The 18,332-nt window shown below is 29.8% G+C and carries 15 protein-coding genes; 11 read left to right on the top strand and 4 right to left on the bottom strand.

What is annotated here, in order from left to right:
- Positions 1-96 precede the first annotated feature (96 nt).
- The 5 genes from HMPREF1984_RS07195 (at position 97) to HMPREF1984_RS07175 (ending at position 5,504) form a co-directional block, all read left to right on the top strand.
- The gene (locus HMPREF1984_RS07195) at positions 97-2,028 is read left to right on the top strand and encodes a lipopolysaccharide assembly protein LapB (protein WP_021767291.1); all 1,932 of its coding nucleotides are present in this window, start codon (positions 97-99) and stop codon (positions 2,026-2,028) included.
- 8 nt (positions 2,029-2,036) lie between these two features.
- Positions 2,037-2,627: a hypothetical protein gene (locus tag HMPREF1984_RS07190; RefSeq protein WP_021767290.1), complete on the top strand. Its 591-nt coding sequence runs from the start codon at positions 2,037-2,039 to the stop codon at positions 2,625-2,627.
- Positions 2,608-3,528: an N-acetylmuramoyl-L-alanine amidase gene (locus HMPREF1984_RS07185; protein ID WP_021767289.1), complete on the top strand. Its 921-nt coding sequence runs from the start codon at positions 2,608-2,610 to the stop codon at positions 3,526-3,528. Before HMPREF1984_RS07190 ends, HMPREF1984_RS07185 begins: the two co-directional genes overlap by 20 nt.
- 68 nt (positions 3,529-3,596) lie before the next feature.
- Positions 3,597-4,793, top strand: a complete 1,197-nt coding sequence (locus tag HMPREF1984_RS07180; protein ID WP_021767288.1) for a pyridoxal phosphate-dependent aminotransferase — start codon at positions 3,597-3,599, stop codon at positions 4,791-4,793.
- 66 nt (positions 4,794-4,859) lie between these two features.
- Complete coding sequence (locus HMPREF1984_RS07175; protein ID WP_156894264.1) at positions 4,860-5,504, top strand: epoxyqueuosine reductase QueH; 645 nt, start codon at positions 4,860-4,862, stop codon at positions 5,502-5,504.
- Positions 5,505-5,584: 80 nt separating this feature from the next.
- On the opposite strand, the gene mscL is transcribed toward HMPREF1984_RS07175, so the two are convergent.
- On the bottom strand, positions 5,585-5,983 hold the full coding sequence (mscL, locus tag HMPREF1984_RS07170; RefSeq protein WP_021767286.1) for a large-conductance mechanosensitive channel protein MscL: 399 nt from the start codon (positions 5,981-5,983) through the stop codon (positions 5,585-5,587).
- Positions 5,984-6,223: 240 nt separating this feature from the next.
- Here mscL and lepA point away from each other — a divergent pair, with 240 nt between their 5' ends.
- The 6 genes from lepA to HMPREF1984_RS07140 all read left to right on the top strand — a co-directional run bounded on the left by lepA (position 6,224) and on the right by HMPREF1984_RS07140 (position 14,766).
- A complete protein-coding gene (gene lepA, locus HMPREF1984_RS07165; RefSeq protein WP_021767285.1) occupies positions 6,224-8,020 on the top strand; it encodes a translation elongation factor 4 in 1,797 nt (598 codons plus the stop codon).
- A gap of 40 nt (positions 8,021-8,060) precedes the next feature.
- Positions 8,061-8,651 carry a 3'-5' exonuclease gene (locus HMPREF1984_RS07160; RefSeq protein ID WP_021767284.1) on the top strand — a complete coding sequence of 197 codons (591 nt, stop codon included), beginning with the start codon at positions 8,061-8,063 and terminating at the stop codon, positions 8,649-8,651.
- A gap of 47 nt (positions 8,652-8,698) precedes the next feature.
- Complete coding sequence (locus HMPREF1984_RS07155) at positions 8,699-11,776, top strand: DUF3427 domain-containing protein (RefSeq protein ID WP_021767283.1); 3,078 nt, start codon at positions 8,699-8,701, stop codon at positions 11,774-11,776.
- Between the two features lie 13 nt (positions 11,777-11,789).
- Positions 11,790-12,461: a trimeric intracellular cation channel family protein gene (locus HMPREF1984_RS07150; RefSeq protein ID WP_021767282.1), complete on the top strand. Its 672-nt coding sequence runs from the start codon at positions 11,790-11,792 to the stop codon at positions 12,459-12,461.
- A gap of 76 nt (positions 12,462-12,537) precedes the next feature.
- On the top strand, positions 12,538-12,906 hold the full coding sequence (locus HMPREF1984_RS07145; protein WP_232219695.1) for a helicase: 369 nt from the start codon (positions 12,538-12,540) through the stop codon (positions 12,904-12,906).
- Between the two features lie 417 nt (positions 12,907-13,323).
- Positions 13,324-14,766: an acyl-CoA dehydrogenase family protein gene (locus HMPREF1984_RS07140; protein ID WP_021767280.1), complete on the top strand. Its 1,443-nt coding sequence runs from the start codon at positions 13,324-13,326 to the stop codon at positions 14,764-14,766.
- A 349-nt stretch (positions 14,767-15,115) separates the two neighbouring features.
- On the opposite strand, the gene murJ is transcribed toward HMPREF1984_RS07140, so the two are convergent.
- From murJ to ribF, 3 genes are read right to left on the bottom strand one after another with little or no spacing between them, the layout of a single operon-like run.
- Positions 15,116-16,618 (bottom strand): murein biosynthesis integral membrane protein MurJ, encoded by a 1,503-nt coding sequence (gene murJ / locus HMPREF1984_RS07135; RefSeq protein ID WP_021767279.1) that lies wholly within the window; start codon positions 16,616-16,618, stop codon positions 15,116-15,118.
- Positions 16,619-16,637: 19 nt separating this feature from the next.
- Complete coding sequence (locus HMPREF1984_RS07130; RefSeq protein ID WP_021767278.1) at positions 16,638-17,324, bottom strand: ScpA family protein; 687 nt, start codon at positions 17,322-17,324, stop codon at positions 16,638-16,640.
- Complete coding sequence (gene ribF, locus HMPREF1984_RS07125; RefSeq protein WP_021767277.1) at positions 17,302-18,318, bottom strand: riboflavin biosynthesis protein RibF; 1,017 nt, start codon at positions 18,316-18,318, stop codon at positions 17,302-17,304. The genes HMPREF1984_RS07130 and ribF overlap by 23 nt, the downstream gene beginning before the upstream one ends.
- Positions 18,319-18,332: the final 14 nt, after the last annotated feature.

The following is an 18,332-nucleotide window of genomic DNA, read 5'->3' as shown; positions in this document are numbered from 1 at the left end:
TTGTCAAAAAGGAATTTTTATTTGAAAAAAACAATGAAAATTGTTATTATATAAGTATAATTTAATTAAAGAGTCGTTATAATTTTAGGAGGATACATGAAGATTTTCGATATATTTAAATCAACGGAAGATAATAATAAAAATAATGAAGACATTATAGAAAATGTAGTAGAAGATTCTCTTCCTGAGGTAGAACCGGAAGAAGAGGAAAAAATATCCTACTATGACGAATTTGGTAAAGAACATATAGTAGAAAAAAAGAAATGGGTAGAGAAAAAGCTGAATCCGGATATAAGAAAAAATTGGGATAATGTAGAAGCTTTATATCCAATTGTTTTGGATGCCTTTTCAAAGGGAGCTTATGCTGAGGTGCAGGAAGCCTGCCTCAGAATATATTCAATGGATAAAGATAAGGAGAGAAAAGCAAATATTCTAGGAACATATTATATAAAAACAGGTGCATATGACCGTGCTATTGAAATGTATAAAAAATATCTTTCTTCAGAAACTGCGACTGAGTCTATATATGTGAACTATGCAACTGCACTGGAAGGAGCAGATAGGACATGGGAAGCGGAATCAATATATCTTAGGGCATTGAAGCTTAACCCAAATTCTGTTGCAGCCTTCAGAAATTATTTTAAACTTATAAGAAGAAAAGGAACAAAGGAGTATTTAAAACAGCTTGAAAAATTTTCTTCTGAAAGAGGCTCATGGAGGGCAAAACTTACTCTGGCAACTGATTATTTTAAAAGAGGGGATAAGGATAACGGTAACATATATTTAAGAGATGCTTTGCGTGAATCAAGCTACAATGCAGAAACAATGGCAGTGGCATCAGGAATTTACAGTATGAATCGTTTATTTGAAGAACTTGAGCAATATGTATTTCCGTTTTATATTCCTGAAAAGCATGGTGCTTACACAACTTTAAATATTTTAGAATACTATAAAGTAAAAAAGGACTATAAAAAAGGACTTGAATTATGTAAGTTTACTTCAAAATATTCATGGCCTGAATTTTTTGATAAGTTTATAGCCTATGAAGATGAGTTTTTAAGAATACGTTCGGAAGCTGAACAGAATGGCCAGAAAGAAGGGGGAAGCAGTTTCTTCTCTACAAACTATCCATTATGGTATTATAATTTCAACGAACCTAACTGGTTATTGAATAATAGTGAAAGAGGTAAACCAAATCTGCTTGTACTGTCTTTTACAGCATTGGGAGAACAGTCTGATTTTGCAGAAAATCTTGCAGTTTCATTGCCATTACAGTTAAATGAAACATTACATTATAAAACTAATTTAAATTATCAGGTGGCAATTTATCATAACAAGGATAAAATTTTCGTATCCAGAAAAAAATATAGCGTAGATTACATAAATCTTATAAAAAAACAGAATCCAAAATTAGACTATGTTTTATCAGGAAATATAATGAAGGTGCCTAACAGCTATGAAAAATACGATATTGAAATATATCTTTATGACTATGTAAATGAAGCAAAAGTAAGACTAGTTAACAAAATTTACGAACAGGATGAACTGTACCAGGTGCAGAATGACATGTTTGATAAATTTAATGAGTTTTTTAAATGCTTGAATAAAAATCATATAAAATATGAGAATGATTATGATAATCTGATTTTATTTAGTCAGAAGCTAAAATTCCTTATGACAGATGAAAGAAACAAAGAATTTCAGGCATGGAGATATAAGAAATTGTTTATTGATCAGATAAAGGTTGTATTAAATGACCAGAAAAATGATCTGAAAAAAATAAACTTAATTGTACTTCTTTATGAACTGAAAAAATACAACAGTCAGTTATTGAAAGGTCAAAAGCCTCTAATTTACGATATGATATACAAGGAAATCTTTAAAACACCTACATTAAAACTGTTGACACCTATTATATATAACGTGTATAATGATGAAGAAAACTATAACAGTTACATGGAAGAACTTCAGCAGAACAGTCCTATTTACATAAAATGGATAAATAAATTTTTAGATTATGTTAACTAGAGGTGTATATGAATATTAATAAAAAAATATTGGCTATATTTCCAATTACTCTGTATTTAATTGCCAATATGTTATTTTATAGTGTTATTTTCAATGATTATGTAAACAGAAAGGTCTTTTTTATTACAGGCTTTCTGTTTTTATGTGAAATTATATTCTGGATTGTAATTTTTTATTTTGTAAACTCAGTAAAAAACATACAGCAATGGGAAAAATATCTGATTGAAGGAATTTTTCTGGCAGGAATTGCAGCTACTGGTATAGGGAGAATACTCCTAAATAGTTCCCCTTATGTAAATGATCTTTTAAATAGCAGTACAACATTAATTTATCTTTTTGGAAGCGGAAGGGTATTAATGCTATTTTGTGGATTTTTGCTGTTTGGTTATGTTTATAAGCCTGTAAACTGGTTAATACGTTTGGTTGCATTTCTAAATATTTTCATTGCATTCTTGATATGGGTTGATTTTGATAATACTCTTTCATCATCAGTCAGAATAGTTATGGGGCTTATAGCAATAATGTATGTTTTGCTGTTTAAAGCAAATGAAACAAAAGAAGTAAAAATGGAGGGAAAAAATGAAAAGAAAACTGATTAAGATGTTATTAATGGTAACATTAATGTCTTTTACAGTAAATAATACTTATTCATATAATTTACTCGGAAAAATTTTAAAACCAAAATCTGATAAGGAAACAACTAATACAGATAATTCAAATGGATCTGAGAAAGTTCGTGAAAAAAGAACAGTAAGTAATTCTGCAGGAAGTATAGTACTTGATTCAGAATATGATTCTGTCGGTCAGAATTACAGGGAAAGATTTATAATTTTACATTATACAGCGTTAAACAGGGAGAAATCACTGGCAGCACTGACAAAAAATCAGGTAAGTGCACATTTTCTTGTGTCAGATGATAAAGATGATCCGGTTTTTGCACTAGTTCCTGAAGGAAAAAGGGCATGGCATGCAGGTGACAGTGAATGGAAAAATTCAAAAAACTTGAATGACAGCTCACTTGGAATAGAAATAGTCAATGACGGAGATGTTTCAGGACAATTTGTTCCATATAAAAGCTTTCAGATAAAAAATGTAGCTGTTCTTGTAAAATATCTTGCTGAAAAGTATGATATTCCAGCTACAAATATAATAGGGCATTCTGACATAGCACCTCAGAGAAAATCTGACCCGGGACCATTATTTCCATGGAAGGAGCTATACACAAAGTATAATATAGGAATGTGGTATGAGGAAGCTACAAAAAGATCTTATGAAAATCAGTATTCTTCCGGATTAGGTAATATACCTGTTTCAGAGATGCAAAAAGAACTTAAAAAATTTGGTTATTCAATAGAAATAACTAATCAATGGGATAAACAGGCTAAAAATGTTGTCAGAGCTTTCCAGCACCATTTCAGACCATCAAAATATGATGGAGTAATGGATGTTGAAACATACGCTATATTAAAGGCATTAAATGAAAAATACAATAAAAAATAAATACTATGAAAGGAGAACAATAACTTAATAAAGGGGAATAAAACTAAATATTGAGTTATTAAACAGTTATGAAATTTTCAAATAGAATTTTAGGAATGCAGTATTCACCAATAAGAAAACTGGTTCCGCTTATAGACAAAGCAAAAAAAGAGGGAGTAACAGTATATGAGCTTCATATTGGGCAGCCGGATGTAAAAACTCCAGATACATTTTTTGAAGGATTGAATAATTTTAAGGAAAAAATTGTAAAATATGCCAATTCAGCTGGATTACTGGAATTAAGGGAATCTTTTTCAAAATCTTATGAAAAGAGTGAAATTGATATAACTCCAGATGAAATGCTTATTACACATGGTGGAAGTGAAGCTATACAAATAACATTACAGACTATTTGTAATCCAGGAGATGAAATATTAATTCCTGAACCATATTATACAAACTATGAAAGTTTTTTAAAGACAGCAGAAGCAGTTTTAGTTCCGATTGAAACTTCAATTGAAAACCATTATCATTTGCCGGAAAAAGAAGAAATTGAAAAACTTATAACTCCACGTACAAAGGCAATAATGTTTTCAAATCCAAGTAATCCGACAGGAATTGTTTTTACTGCCAAAGAAGTGGAAATTATTAAGGAAATCGCAATAAAGCATGATCTTTGTATTATTTCAGATGAGGTATATAGACAGTTTATATATGATGAAGAAATTGAGTACAAATCATTTATGACTATACCTGAAATAAGTGACAGAACTATACTGATAGACAGTATTTCTAAACACTATAGTGCATGTGGAGCTAGAATTGGTGTTCTGGCTTCAAAAAATAAGGAATTTATTGCTCAGGCATTGAAACTTTGTCAGGCAAGACTATCAGTTTCAACTATAGAACAGATTGCAAGTTCAAACCTGATTAATACACTGGATACTTACATAGACAATGTTAGACTTGAATACAAGGTAAGAAGGGATCTTATGTACAATCACCTGAAGGAAATACCTGGAATTGTTTCGTTTAAACCTAGCAGTGCCTTTTATATTGTTGCAGAACTTCCAGTTGACAATATAGAAAACTTTATCAAGTGGCTGCTGACAGAATTCAGATATAAAAATCAGACATTGTCTTTTGCAACAGGACCGGGATTCTATTCTCAGAAAGGAAAGGGAACTAAAGAGGCAAGATTCTCTTTCTGTACTCACAACCTGACTGAAATAGAAAATGGGATGAAGGTTCTAAAAAAAGCATTGGAAGCATATAATAACAGATAAATTTTAAGGAATGATATAGATTTGATAGAAAAAAATATAAAAGATGCAAAAGAAATTCTAGAAAGAATGAATCCAAACCAGAAAATAAATTATCATACAATATTGACTAAACTAGTTGATGACTGGAAAAAAAGCGAAGTAAGGCCCAAAATACTTATTCATAGCTGTTGTGCGCCATGCAGTACATATACTCTTGAATTTCTTTCAGAATATGCCGATGTCACTGTACTTTTTGCCAATTCCAATATTCATCCTAAAGCTGAATATGAGAAAAGAGCTCTTGTACAGAAGGAATTTATCGATAACTTTAATGAGAAAACAGGAAATAATGTAGGTTTTATCGAAGATGAGTATAATCCTGCGAGTTTTTTTCAGAAGGTAAAGGGACTGGAAGAGGAAAAAGAAGGCGGTGCCAGATGTACTTCATGTTTTCAGATGCGGCTTGATATTGTTGCAAAGAAGGCTCAGGATTTAGGTTATGATTATTTTGGAAGTGCACTTACACTGAGTCCTAAGAAAAATAGCCAGCTGATTAATACGCTTGGTCTTGAAATACAGGAAATATTTGATGTAAAATATCTGCCTTCAGATTTTAAGAAAAACAACGGATATAGCCGTTCTATTGAAATGTGTAAGGAATACGATGTTTACAGACAGTGTTACTGTGGTTGTATTTTTGCCGCAATGGATCAGGGGATAGAGTTTGAATAATTAAGTTATTACTAAAAATAAAAAGAGATATATAAACTAATTTAACAGTCAATATATCTCTTTTTTATTATATTTAAGTACTACTTATTTTTTAAGATATCTCTTATTTCAGCAAGTAAAGTTTCTTCTTTTGTAGGAACTTCTACAGCAGGTGCTTCTTCTTCTTTTGCAGGTTTTTTTAGTTTATTAACTAATTTTACCATTAAGAAAATAACAAAAGCCATTATCAAAAAATTTACTATATTTTGAATAAAACTACCATATAATATAGCAGCTTCAGGAGTATCACCTGAAGCAGGTGTAATAACAATTTTTAAATTACTGAAATTAATTTTTCCTAATATAATTCCCAAAATAGGCATTATCATATCGTCAACAAGTGAAGTTACTATTTTACCGAAAGCGGCCCCTATAATAACCCCAACAGCAAGATCCATTACATTTCCTTTAGAAATAAAATCTTTAAATTCTTTAAACATTAAATATTCTCCTCTCAAATTTTTTCTATTTATTATAATGTATTTTTGAAAAAATTACAACAATTAATTATACAAATGTAAGAAAAATTAAAGAGAAAACAAATTTTTTTTATTAAAAAGAAATTTTTTGTATAAATTTAGTAAATATTTTCTTATAAACACTAGGAAAAAAAGCAAATTTATTATATAATAAAAGGAAATAAAAAAATAGAATTGATATATGGAAGGAAACAGTATAAAATGTCAAATCAAAAAAATAAACGTAATTTTTCTATAATTGCCCATATAGATCATGGGAAATCAACTATTGCAGACAGATTGCTGGAAATAACAGGAACTGTCACTCAGAGGGAAATGGTGGATCAGGTACTTGACAGTATGGATCTTGAAAGGGAAAAAGGAATAACAATTAAGGCCCAGGCAGTAACCCTTAACTATAATGCCAAAAATGGGGAAACATATGAATTAAACCTTATAGATACACCAGGTCACGTAGACTTTATTTATGAAGTTTCAAGATCGCTTGCCGCATGTGACGGAGCACTTCTGGTTGTGGATGCGGCTCAGGGTATTGAAGCACAGACATTGGCAAATGTATATCTTGCACTTGAAAATGATCTGGAAATATTACCAGTTATAAATAAAATAGATTTACCGTCAGCAGATCCTGACAGAGTAAAACTGGAAATTGAAGATGTTATCGGATTACCTTCAGATAATGCAGTACTTGTATCAGGAAAAACTGGAATAGGTATTGAAGATCTTCTTGAAGCTATAGTTGAATATATTCCAGAGCCTAAAGGAGATGCAGATGCTCCGCTAAAAGCTCTTATATTTGATTCGCATTATGATGATTTCAGGGGAGTAATTACTTACATAAGAATAGTGGAAGGAAAACTGGCTAAAGGTGACAGAATAAAGATTATGTCAACAGACAAGGAATTTGACATACTTGAAGTTGGAATTTTCTCACCTAAAATGAAGGAAGTAAAGGAACTGACAGTAGGGTCAGTAGGTTATATTATTACAGGAATAAAGTCAATAAAGGATACACAGGTTGGGGATACAATTACGCATGTAAAAAATCCTACAAATTTACCACTTGCAGGATACAGACCTGCACTAAGCATGGTATTTGCCGGAGTTTATCCAATATCTACCGATGATTATGAGGATTTGAGGGAAGCGTTGGAAAAATTGCAGCTTAATGATGCTTCACTGACTTATGTTCCGGAAACATCACTTGCTTTAGGATTTGGATTCAGATGTGGTTTCTTAGGACTACTTCATATGGAAATAATAGTTGAAAGACTGAGAAGGGAATTTAACATTGACCTTATATCGACAGCACCTTCAGTTAAGTATCATGTGACACCTGAAGTAGGAGAAATGATAGTTATAGATAACCCTGCTGAATTTCCTGCAGGTAAAAAGTATATAGAAGAACCTTATATAAAGGGAACTATTATTGTTCCAAAAGATTATGTAGGAAATGTAATGGAACTTTGTCAGGAAAAGAGAGGAATATTCCTTAATATGAGTTATCTTGATGATACACGTACAATGATAAGCTATGATTTACCATTGGCTGAAATTGTAATTGACTTCTACGATAAGCTGAAATCCAGAACAAAGGGATATGCTTCATTTGAATATGAAATGATAGGATATAAGGAATCTGATCTTGTAAAAGTAGACATTCTTGTAAGTGGAAATCCTGTAGATGCATTTTCATTTATAGCTCATAAGGATAATGCCTACTACAGAGGACGTTCAATCGTTGAAAAGTTAAAGGAAGTTATTCCAAGACAGCAGTTTGAAATACCTTTACAGGCGGCACTTGGAACTAAGATAATAGCAAGGGAAACAATAAAAGCACTTAGAAAAAATGTACTTGCAAAATGTTATGGTGGGGATATAACACGTAAGAAGAAACTGCTTGAAAAGCAGAAAGAGGGGAAAAAACGTATGAAGGCTATTGGTAATGTTGAGATACCTCAGGAGGCATTCCTTTCAGTATTGAAATTAAATGATTAAATTCAGCTTCATAAGTTAAATTTTGGGAAAAGAGGTTTTAATGGACAGAAATATAATATTTTTTGATGTGGAGACAAATGGAAAAATTGGAAGTTCCGTTTTATCCATTTCAGCAATAAAAGTAAATTATAATTTTGAAAAAAATGAATGGACTAAAGTATCAGAATACAACAGGTTTTATTTTAGAAATGAAGGGGAACCAATTGATTTTGGAGCAGTAAATGTCCATGGTCTAACAGATGAGGTTATAAGCTCAAGAAGACAGGGAACAAATTATCCTTTAACATTTAAGGAGGATATAGACTCGTTTTTCCTATATTGTCAGGATACAAATCATTTTGTAGCCCATAACATAAAATTTGACCGTAGTTTTATTCCTTTTCCATTGAAAAATCAGTTTGATACAATGATGGAAAACATAGATATTGTCAAAGCAGGGATAAATCCCAATTATGGAACATATAAATGGCCTAAACTGATGGAATGTGCTAAGTTTTATAATGTGCCAATGAATGAAGATCAGCTCCATGAAAGTCTTTATGATGTACTGATTACCTTCAGGGTATTTTATAAAATGACTAAAAATCCTTTTGGAAAGCCTAGAGTTGAAGAGTTTTTAAAAAAAGACTAGAAATTGGAAAATTTTATAATTAAATTCATAAATTTGGAGTAAGTTAAATGGGAATTTTAAATGAAAAAAGTAATAAAAATGGAATTGTTATCAATGCAGAAAATTATCCTGAAACATTAAAGTTTGAAATTTTAGAATATTTTTCAAAAAATATTTCTAGTTTTATAAATGAAAATGCCTATCAGGAGGCACTTTCCTACGTTGAAGAAAATACAGGAAGAAAATTTGAAGTTCCTCTCAGAATAGATGAAACAGTATCATTTAATGGAAGACTTAATGAACTGATAATCAATGAAAAAGCCAAATTTATGAATTTTTTTGTACATTTGAAAAATGAACTGATGACTTGTAAAAAGTTTTATTTTATAGTAAGTTTTATAAAATATTCAGGCATTCAGCTGCTTATAAGCACTCTTGATGAACTGGAAGCTTTGGGAATTCAAGGAGAAATCATAACTTCAGTGTATTTGAACATAACTGATCCGAAAGCATTACGTAAACTGCTTTCGTATAAAAATATAAAAGTAAAGATATATAATAATTCCAATGAAAGTTTTCATACAAAAGCTTACTTATTTGAGAAGGAAAAATATCATAAATGTATAATCGGTTCTTCAAATATAAGCCAGAGTGCTTTATATTCAGCGGAAGAATGGAATGTAAAGCTTACAGATAATGACTTCTTTGATATTTATAATCAGTCTTTTAATCAGTTTCAGAAACTATGGAACAGTAATGAAGCTATAGAATTGACAGAGGATTTTGTTGGAAAATACGAAGAGTATAGGGAAAAAAATAGACCTCAGAATACTTTTGATTATAGAAAAATACAGACAGAAAAGAAAAAGTTTATTCCTAACAGTATGCAGATAGAAATTCTGGAAAAATTAAAAAACACAAGGGAATCTGGGAATAACAGAGGACTTGTTGTGGCAGCTACAGGAACAGGGAAGACATATCTTGCAGCAATGGATGTAAAAGAATTCTTTAAGAACAGAAAAAATTCAAGTTTCCTATTTATCGCACATAGGGAAGAACTTCTGGATAATGCCATAAGAGTTTTTTCTGATATATTACATATAGAGAAAGAAAATTTTGGAAGGATTTTCAGCGGAAATAAAGAAGTAGGGCATAATATGATTTTCGCATCAATCCAGTCCCTCAGAAATTGTTATAAAGATTTTACCTCAGATAAATTTAACTATATTATTGTTGATGAATTTCATCATGCAAGTGCTTCAAGTTATGAAAAAATAATACATTATTTTAAATCAGATTTTCTACTGGGACTAACAGCAACGCCTGAAAGAATGGATGGAAAAGATATTCTTGCATTATGTGATTACAATCTTGTGGGGGAAATGGGAATGAGAAAAGCCATGGAAAAGGATTTGATAGTTCCCTTCCATTATTTTGGAGTAAACGATATAACGGTAGATTATGAGAAAATCCCATATAGAAATGGAAAATATGATGAAGAAAAACTTTCAAAAGATTTGTCTGTTTCCATAAGAACTGACTATATAGTCGAAAAAATGAAAAAATTTGGATATGATGGAAAATATATGAGTGGAATAGCCTTCTGTCAGAATATAAAACACGCATTATATATGAAAAATGAATTTTTGAGAAAAGATTATAAATCAGAATTATTAACATCTAAAACAAATTTGACCGAACGGTCTAAAATTTTAGAAAGTTTCAGAAATAAAGAAATAGAGATATTGTGTGTAGTTGATATTTTAAATGAAGGAATTGATATTCCAGATATAAATTTATTGCTGTTTTTACGGCCAACCCTATCTTCAACAGTATTTATACAGCAGATTGGAAGAGGGCTTAGAAAATCAGCAGGAAAAGATTTTGTCACGATTATTGATTTTATTGGAAATCATAAGAAGGATTATCTTATAACAAAGGTATTTTCAGATGAAATTCATAATAAAAGTTTTCTTTATGAAAAAAAGGAAAAAATAATAGAGCAGATTAAAAATCAGTTTTCAAATATTCCAGGTGCATCATATATTGAACTTGACAGAATATGTCAGGAAAGAATTATTGATAAAATAGAGAAAATAAATTTTAATTCGAGAAATATCTTAAAGGAAATGTACAATGAATTTAAAAATGATATTGGAAAGTCACCTGAAGAATTTTTAGAGATTTCAGATTTTGATTCTAACATAGAATTATTTGTAGAACTGGTGACTAAGGTGGGATCCTTTTATGAAGCACAAGTTCAGTTTGAAAATGACAACTTTATAAAATATTATCGGATGAAAAATCCTAAAACAGATTTATTGGCTTATATGGAGAAGAAAATAAGATTGTGCGAACCATTTACCTACTTAACTGTAAAATTCTTCTTAAAATCGAAATATGAAGGCCAAAATTTAAGAAATAAATATATAAATTCTGAAATTTTATTATCCGAATACAAAAAGTATTTTTCAATAAAAGATAAATTTAAAAATTTTTATTTACCGGAAAGAATTTTTAATGAACTTATTGAAGATGAAATTCTTGAAGCTGATTTATATGGATATAAAATTTCAAAAAAATATGAAGATATTTTTTACGAAGAAGATAAGAATTTTGAGAAAAGGTTAAATGATTTAATAAACCTTGGACTAAATGAATTCAGGAAAAATGATATTGAAGAGTTTAATGATAATGTATTAATAACTCATAAGGAATATAAACGTATTGATCTGCAGATTCTTCTTGATTCCAAAGTTCCAAAAGGGACATGGCGTGCAGGTTATGCAAATACTGAAAAGGATATATGTCTTTTTATTACAAATGATAAATCCCATATTATGCAGGAAAACTTAAAATATGACAATTCTCTGCATTCAGATGAAATAATACAATGGATAAGTCAGCCTAAGACTTACCATTCATCCAGCGTTGGGCAGATGTTTATAAAGCATAGGGAAAAAAATATGAAAGTTCATATATTTGCAAGAAAATATGCATTTATGAATGGAAATAAGACTAATCCTTTTATATATTTGGGACAGGCTGATTATTACAGAAGTTTTGGGGACAAGCCTATGACCATTTTATGGAAATTACGGAGAAAACTTCCGCAGGAATTAATTCAGGAATTATATAAACTATGAAAAGAGAGGGAAAATGTATTCAGAATTTGAAGTTTTTTTAATTATATGTAACTATCTTGGAACTATAGCTTTTGCTGCATCAGGAGCTTTAAAGGGAATAAAATATAAGCTGGATATTTTTGGAATGACACTTCTTGCAACAATGACTGCATGTGGCGGAGGAATTATAAGAGATATACTGTTAAATGAAGTTCCAGCAACCCTTATCAATCCGGAAGGATTGTATATATCAATTATTACAACTGCTATATTATACGTATTTATGAAAAAGTTCAGAAGATCAATTAAAAAATCCAAAAGAAAAAATGGACGAAGATACAGAATTATATATGTAGCCAATCTTATCTTTGATTCACTTGGACTTTCTGCCTTTGCAATAATAGGAGCAGAAAAAGGAATAGGATTGAATCAGAATCTTATAACTACTGCAATTCTGGCAACATTGACCGGAGCCGGTGGGGGAGTGATAAGAGATATGCTGGTAAGTGAAGTTCCAGCAGTGCTTAGGGAAGATATATATGCTGTATTGGCTTTTGGAACAGGAATGCTATATCATATAATGATAAAAGATCTTCATTTTATGAAGATTTCAACAACAATTTTACTATTTACAGCAAGTTTATGCATAAGATTGCTCATTATTAAATATAAGATTAATTTACCAGGTGCAAACAAAAAGATATAATTTAAAATTAAATTATCGGACTTTAAAAAGGATATGACACAAGTAAATAAAAGAATTAAAAATGGAGAGAGAAAATTTGAAAGAAAAAATAAGATATACAAAAACTGGAAAACGAATTGAAACATATGAATTCGAAGGAAGGCTCCATCAGAAAATAATACTTGAAAAAGAACAGTTTTATAATCACATTGAAGCTAAACATCCTGAAATAACACTGGAAATAATTGAGGAGGTTCTGGAGGATCCTGATCATGTTACAAAACAATCAAAGTCACGCAAGGAACATTATTATCAGAAACAGATAGAAAATATGAATTATTTTATTGTGGTTTCTGATTACAGGAATATAAAAAATTATAGATTTATACAGACAGCATTTTCAATAAATAATTTAGATTTTCTGAAGGAGAAAAATATTCATTATAGATATAGTAAAAAGAAGTAGACATATAATTTGTAATAAATTAGTTACATTTTATATGTCTAATTTTTTTCATTTTTATAAGTCCGATAATGTATGTTATGTATATAATTTAAAAAATAAGAAGTTTAAATTACTTACTCTCTGATGTTAAACCCTCTATAAAAATACCATAAAATACTACTTTTCCCCAAATGTAAAACAAATATTTTCCAAACTGGAAACTAACTGTAAAATGCTACACTAATCATGACCAAAAGCAATATACTTTTTTCTTCATAAACTCCTTTTAGACTTAGGCTTTATAGCCTAGGTCTTTTTTTCTTCTTATGCTCCTATATAATTTGCATGAAAAATTGTCAAAATTTGAGATTTGTGCTATAATGACACATGTTATATAATTACTATATACAAATATATACTATATTATAGGAGGATTCAATGAATAAATTTATAAATGAAAACTTGTTAAAAATGAATACTGAAGAGTTTTTATCTAATATAAAAAAGGCATTTAATGAAGTCTTTTCTGATGGAAATATCGAAAAAATAAATCTGATGAACTATCTTTCAGAAAATAAATGGCTTAATATAAAAAAATGTGGACTTCTACTCCCTTTTTTATCTAAAAAGTTAGGCGGACGTAAGGAAAGTCAGTTTGAAATCCAGGAAGTTTTGAGAATTGCAGGAAATTATGGGGTTCCTGTCACACTACGTACAGGTATTGAAGGGGCACTTGTACTACAGCCACTGACTGAATATGGAACTCCAGAACAGATAGAAAAAGGGCTTGAGCTTATATTTAATGGAGAAGGTGGAGGTCTTGCCATAACAGAGCCTGAAACTTCAGGATCAGCCATTGCTAAGGAAATGCAATCTTATTACGAATATATAGATGAAAATACTATTCACGTAAAAGCTGATAAATACTGGCAAGGAAATTCCCAGAGTGATTTTCTGTTAATTGCCGCCAAGGAAAGAAAAGATGGAAATCTTTCAAAAGTTATAAGCCTTATTTTTGTTCCTAGGGAATATATAACTTATGATGTATTAAATTCTGAGGGGCTTAAAGCTGTCAGATATGCCATCAATCACATTGATGCAGATATTCCTTCAAAATATGTTATGAAGCTCTCAGAAAGCAAAGCAAACAGCCTAAGGGAATTTCAGAATATTTTTATAAGAAGCCGTCTTCAGCTTGTAGGAATGACTCATGGAGTTATGGAATATATTGTTAAAAATATAGGTAAATATGCAAGAAAGGAAATTCCGTTTGTTCAGAAGGAAATCTCTGATATTGAAACAGTGTATGGAATATCTCAGATTATGTATGATTACACATGTAATAATGTTTCACCTGAAAAGTCAGTTTCTGATAAATTAATGGAAGCTAATATTATAAAGAGTCTAGCTACTGAATATACTTATGATGCTGCCGGAAAAGCACAGAAACTTTTAGGAGCCAAAGGTTTTGAAGCTGGCCATCCAGTGAGCAATGTCGCAATCGATTTCAGGCCATTTACTATTTTTGAAGGTCCAAATGATATGCTTTATGCAGAAATCTATGATCAGTTTTCAAAGGCTACTCCTGCTGAAAAATCAGAAGGAAAAAAAGTTAGTAAAGGACTTACTATTTATGAAAGAATTATTTCAGATAAAAGATTTTCAAATGTGTCAATAAGTAATTCTATATTTGAAGAAAATGATTTGACTAACTTCTTAAAAAAATATACTTTAAATGAAATTAATCAGACAGGAAAAGTATTTATAGGAAAAATTTTAGCCAGAATTTTTCTTCTCATACAGACAAAACCTGAAAAAATATTAAAACATATTATAAAAGATATAAAAAAAGATATACTTGATTTTGAATATTACAGTTAAAAATATTATTTAAATGATGATTTTAAAACATATTTCCTGCCAGTTAAATGCATAGCTGGCAGTTTTTATTTTCATTTTATAGAGTAGCTTGTTTATTTGTAAACCAGAATGGACTCTATCAAATAAACAAAAAAGTATTTTAAAAATAAACTATAATTTTTTTTACTATATAAATTCAAAACAAGTTTATAACTAACTATATTTGAGTTGTAAAGTAAACTTATATTAGTTAAAAATATATGAATATACTGCTACTCTTCTATTCTGTAATAAAAAACATGATTTAAAACTTATAATTTCAGAATAAGTTATATTAAATCATGTTTCTATAAATTTACTGTTTATATTTCTATTTTTTCTTTTTCTTTTTGTTAGGCAGTAACATTCTTTTTATAGCAAATATAATTCCCCATAAAAATAAATATACAGCTGCAAATACCAGTACGTTGACTAAAATTCCAAATTTTCCTAATCGTGCTATATTAATATATCTTGATACATGAAATGCAGCCATTGAAAAACTGGAAGCTACAATCAATGAAACGATATATTTTAGATTATTTATCTTAATATGCCTCTTATTCAAGGATATAAACAAAATAGTGAAATTTACAAATGCAGCAAATGATGTTGCAAAAGTAAGTCCTTTATGAGCATATTGTTTATATAACAGGTTATCTAGCAATATATTACATCCAATACTAATAAAGGAAGATATTACCGGAATCGTACGATCCTTATACACATAATGGCTTCTTGTAAGCAGATGAATCGTTGAGAAAAAGAGTAATCCCAATGCATAAAATTGTAATGTTTCAGTAGTTACTATCACACTCTTATCAGAAAAGTTACCTCTTTTATAAATTAATGTAACAATTTCCCTTGCATAACCATATAAAATTACAGTTGATGGAACAATCAGGAATGAAAGCATATTTAACCCCTGCTCTACTACCCTCTTTACTTTCTTTCTTTCGTTTTTTACTACCGCCTGAGATAATGTCGGAAATATTACAACCGATAATGATATTGCAAATACTCCAATTGGTAATAAATATAATCTACTTGCATAGTTTAAAGCACTTGCAGTTCCTGCAGAAAGCTTTGTTGCAAATCTGTTATCAATAATCTCGTTAATCTGATATCCAAAAATACCTATTAATGTTGGTATCATAAGCTTAAACATTTCAATTACATATTTGTCATTAAGATTAAAGGTGAACTTATATGTTTTCATTATTTTAAAGAAATCCGGGAGCATAATTGCTAGCTGCAATACTCCTGAAAGCAAATATGAAATTCCAAGTCCATAAATTCCCATTTTTTTTCCTAAAATTATTGTACCAATAATGATTGTAAGGTTAAAAACAATTCCCATGGAAGCCGCCACAGCAAACTTTTTATAGTTATTCAGCAGCGATGACACTACACCTGACAAAGCAATAAATAAAAAGTAAAATGCTGTAATCTTTAACAGGTTATTTGCTGTTTCAAATCTCTGTGCATCAGCAAATCCGGTTGTTATTTTTAAAATTTGCCGCGAAAATACAATAATAATTATTGACATTGTAGATGTAAAGGTGATAATCAGATTTAGAACCGAATAAACAAATTCGTTTATCCTCTCTTTTCCCTCTTCTTCAAGTCCACGATTATATATTGGAATGAAAACCGTTCCCATCGAGCCTTCTCCAAAAAGGGTGGTAAAGAAGTTCGGAATCTTGGTCGCACTTACGTATGCATCAGTTAAACCGGTTGCTCCAAACATATTAGCAATTATCATTTCACGAATTAGACCGAGCAGTCTACTCATCATATTTATTATCATTACAATAAAACTTGATTTAAACATTAGCTTTACCTTTCCAATTTTAATTTATTTTTTTTATATAGAAATTATTTTCCATTGGAATAATATCAATTTCTCCACTTTTAAATAATTCCAGCACGCACAAAAATAGTACTACTATTCTTGATTTTGTAAATTTATTTTTTAAAAGACTGTTAAATTCTATTTCAGCTTCATTTTCCATTATTTCCTGTATTTCAGAAAATGCTTCTTCAGAAGAATACTCCTCTTCCAGATTCAAAACCATTTTTGGTTTCCGGTCTTCACTTTTTATCAGATTTTTAAAGTTATTCAACAGGTTATCAAGAGTTAACATTGACATATCATATTCAAAAGAAACTTCCTGAATATTCTGACTTCCTGATTTTTTATATGGAATATTATATTCTTTTTCATGTTCAGAAAATAATTCAGAAATTTCCTTGAAAATCTTGTATTCAATAATTCTTTTTTCAAGATCTTCCATTCTTTCCAATTTCTTTTCCTGATTTAATATTGAGTAAGCTTTTATCTCTATGAGATCTGTTGCCATTATAAGAAACTCAATTTTTATTTTTAAATTTTCTTCCTTATGTTTATTGATGTATTCCAGATAATCATCTATTATTTGTGAAATATTTATTTCAATTATTTTCATCTGTTTTTTTTCAATTAAATGCAGAAGCAGATCCATAGGGCCTTCAAAATTATCTATTTTTACTTGTATCATGATATTTCTCTTCTATTCTTTTTTTCCATAATATTGCATCAACATTGATTTTTTCTATTAATTCATCAATGGAATTTAACTTTATCTGGTCACTTATTTTTTCCAAAACTTCAACCATTATTATTTTTCCGTAAATATCACGGTTAAAGTCAAAAATATGAGTTTCTACACTTAATCCATGACCTTCTATTGTAGGATTTTCACCAATACTCATTACACCATGATAAATCTTGTCATCTCCTTCTATATGAACATACACTCCATACACTCCAAAATCAGGATACACTTTATTATCAAATTCCAGATTTGCTGTAGGAAAACCTAAAGTTCTTCCTAATTTCTTCCCATGAATAACTTCTCCCATTATGATAAAATTATGCCCTGAAAGATCACTAATTTTATCAAAATCAGCCTTTTCAATATAGTCCCTAATACGAGTACTGCTTATTATATCATTTTCACTGTCCAGAACGGGAGACTGGACATTAATGACAATACTGTTATTATATTTATCTCTAATTATGTCATCCAGAACTTTTATATTTCCAGACTTATTCTTTCCAAATGTAAAATTGAAGCCACAGTAGATTTCTTTAACATTTAGAGTATTTACAAGTACCTTTTCAATAAATTCCTCAGGAGAATAATTTCTCACATCTTCAAATTCTTCCAGATAAATGTAATCAATTCCTACTTCATCTATCAGTTCTACTTTTTCTGAAGGCGTAGTAATTCTGGTAGACTTCTTTTGAGGATATTCACGAAAAGTATAAACCACAGTGTTGTAGTCCTTTTCCTTTGCTCTTTCTATTGCATTTTTAAAAATTGTCATATGACCTTTGTGAACTCCATCAAAATTTCCTAAAATTACAATGTTTCCCTTCTTTTTCAATTCTTCTGAATTTTTTTGAAAGTTGCAATGTAACCCCTTAAATTTAATTATTTCATTTAGGTATTCGCATTTTTTTGCAATTAATTTTATTTTTGATTCCATTTTTACCGTCAACT

The organism is Leptotrichia sp. oral taxon 215 str. W9775, assembly GCF_000469505.1.
Classification (GTDB): Bacteria; Fusobacteriota; Fusobacteriia; order Fusobacteriales; family Leptotrichiaceae; genus Leptotrichia_A.
Note: the sequence above shows the minus strand (reverse complement) of the source record. Positions and strands in the feature narration are given on the sequence as shown.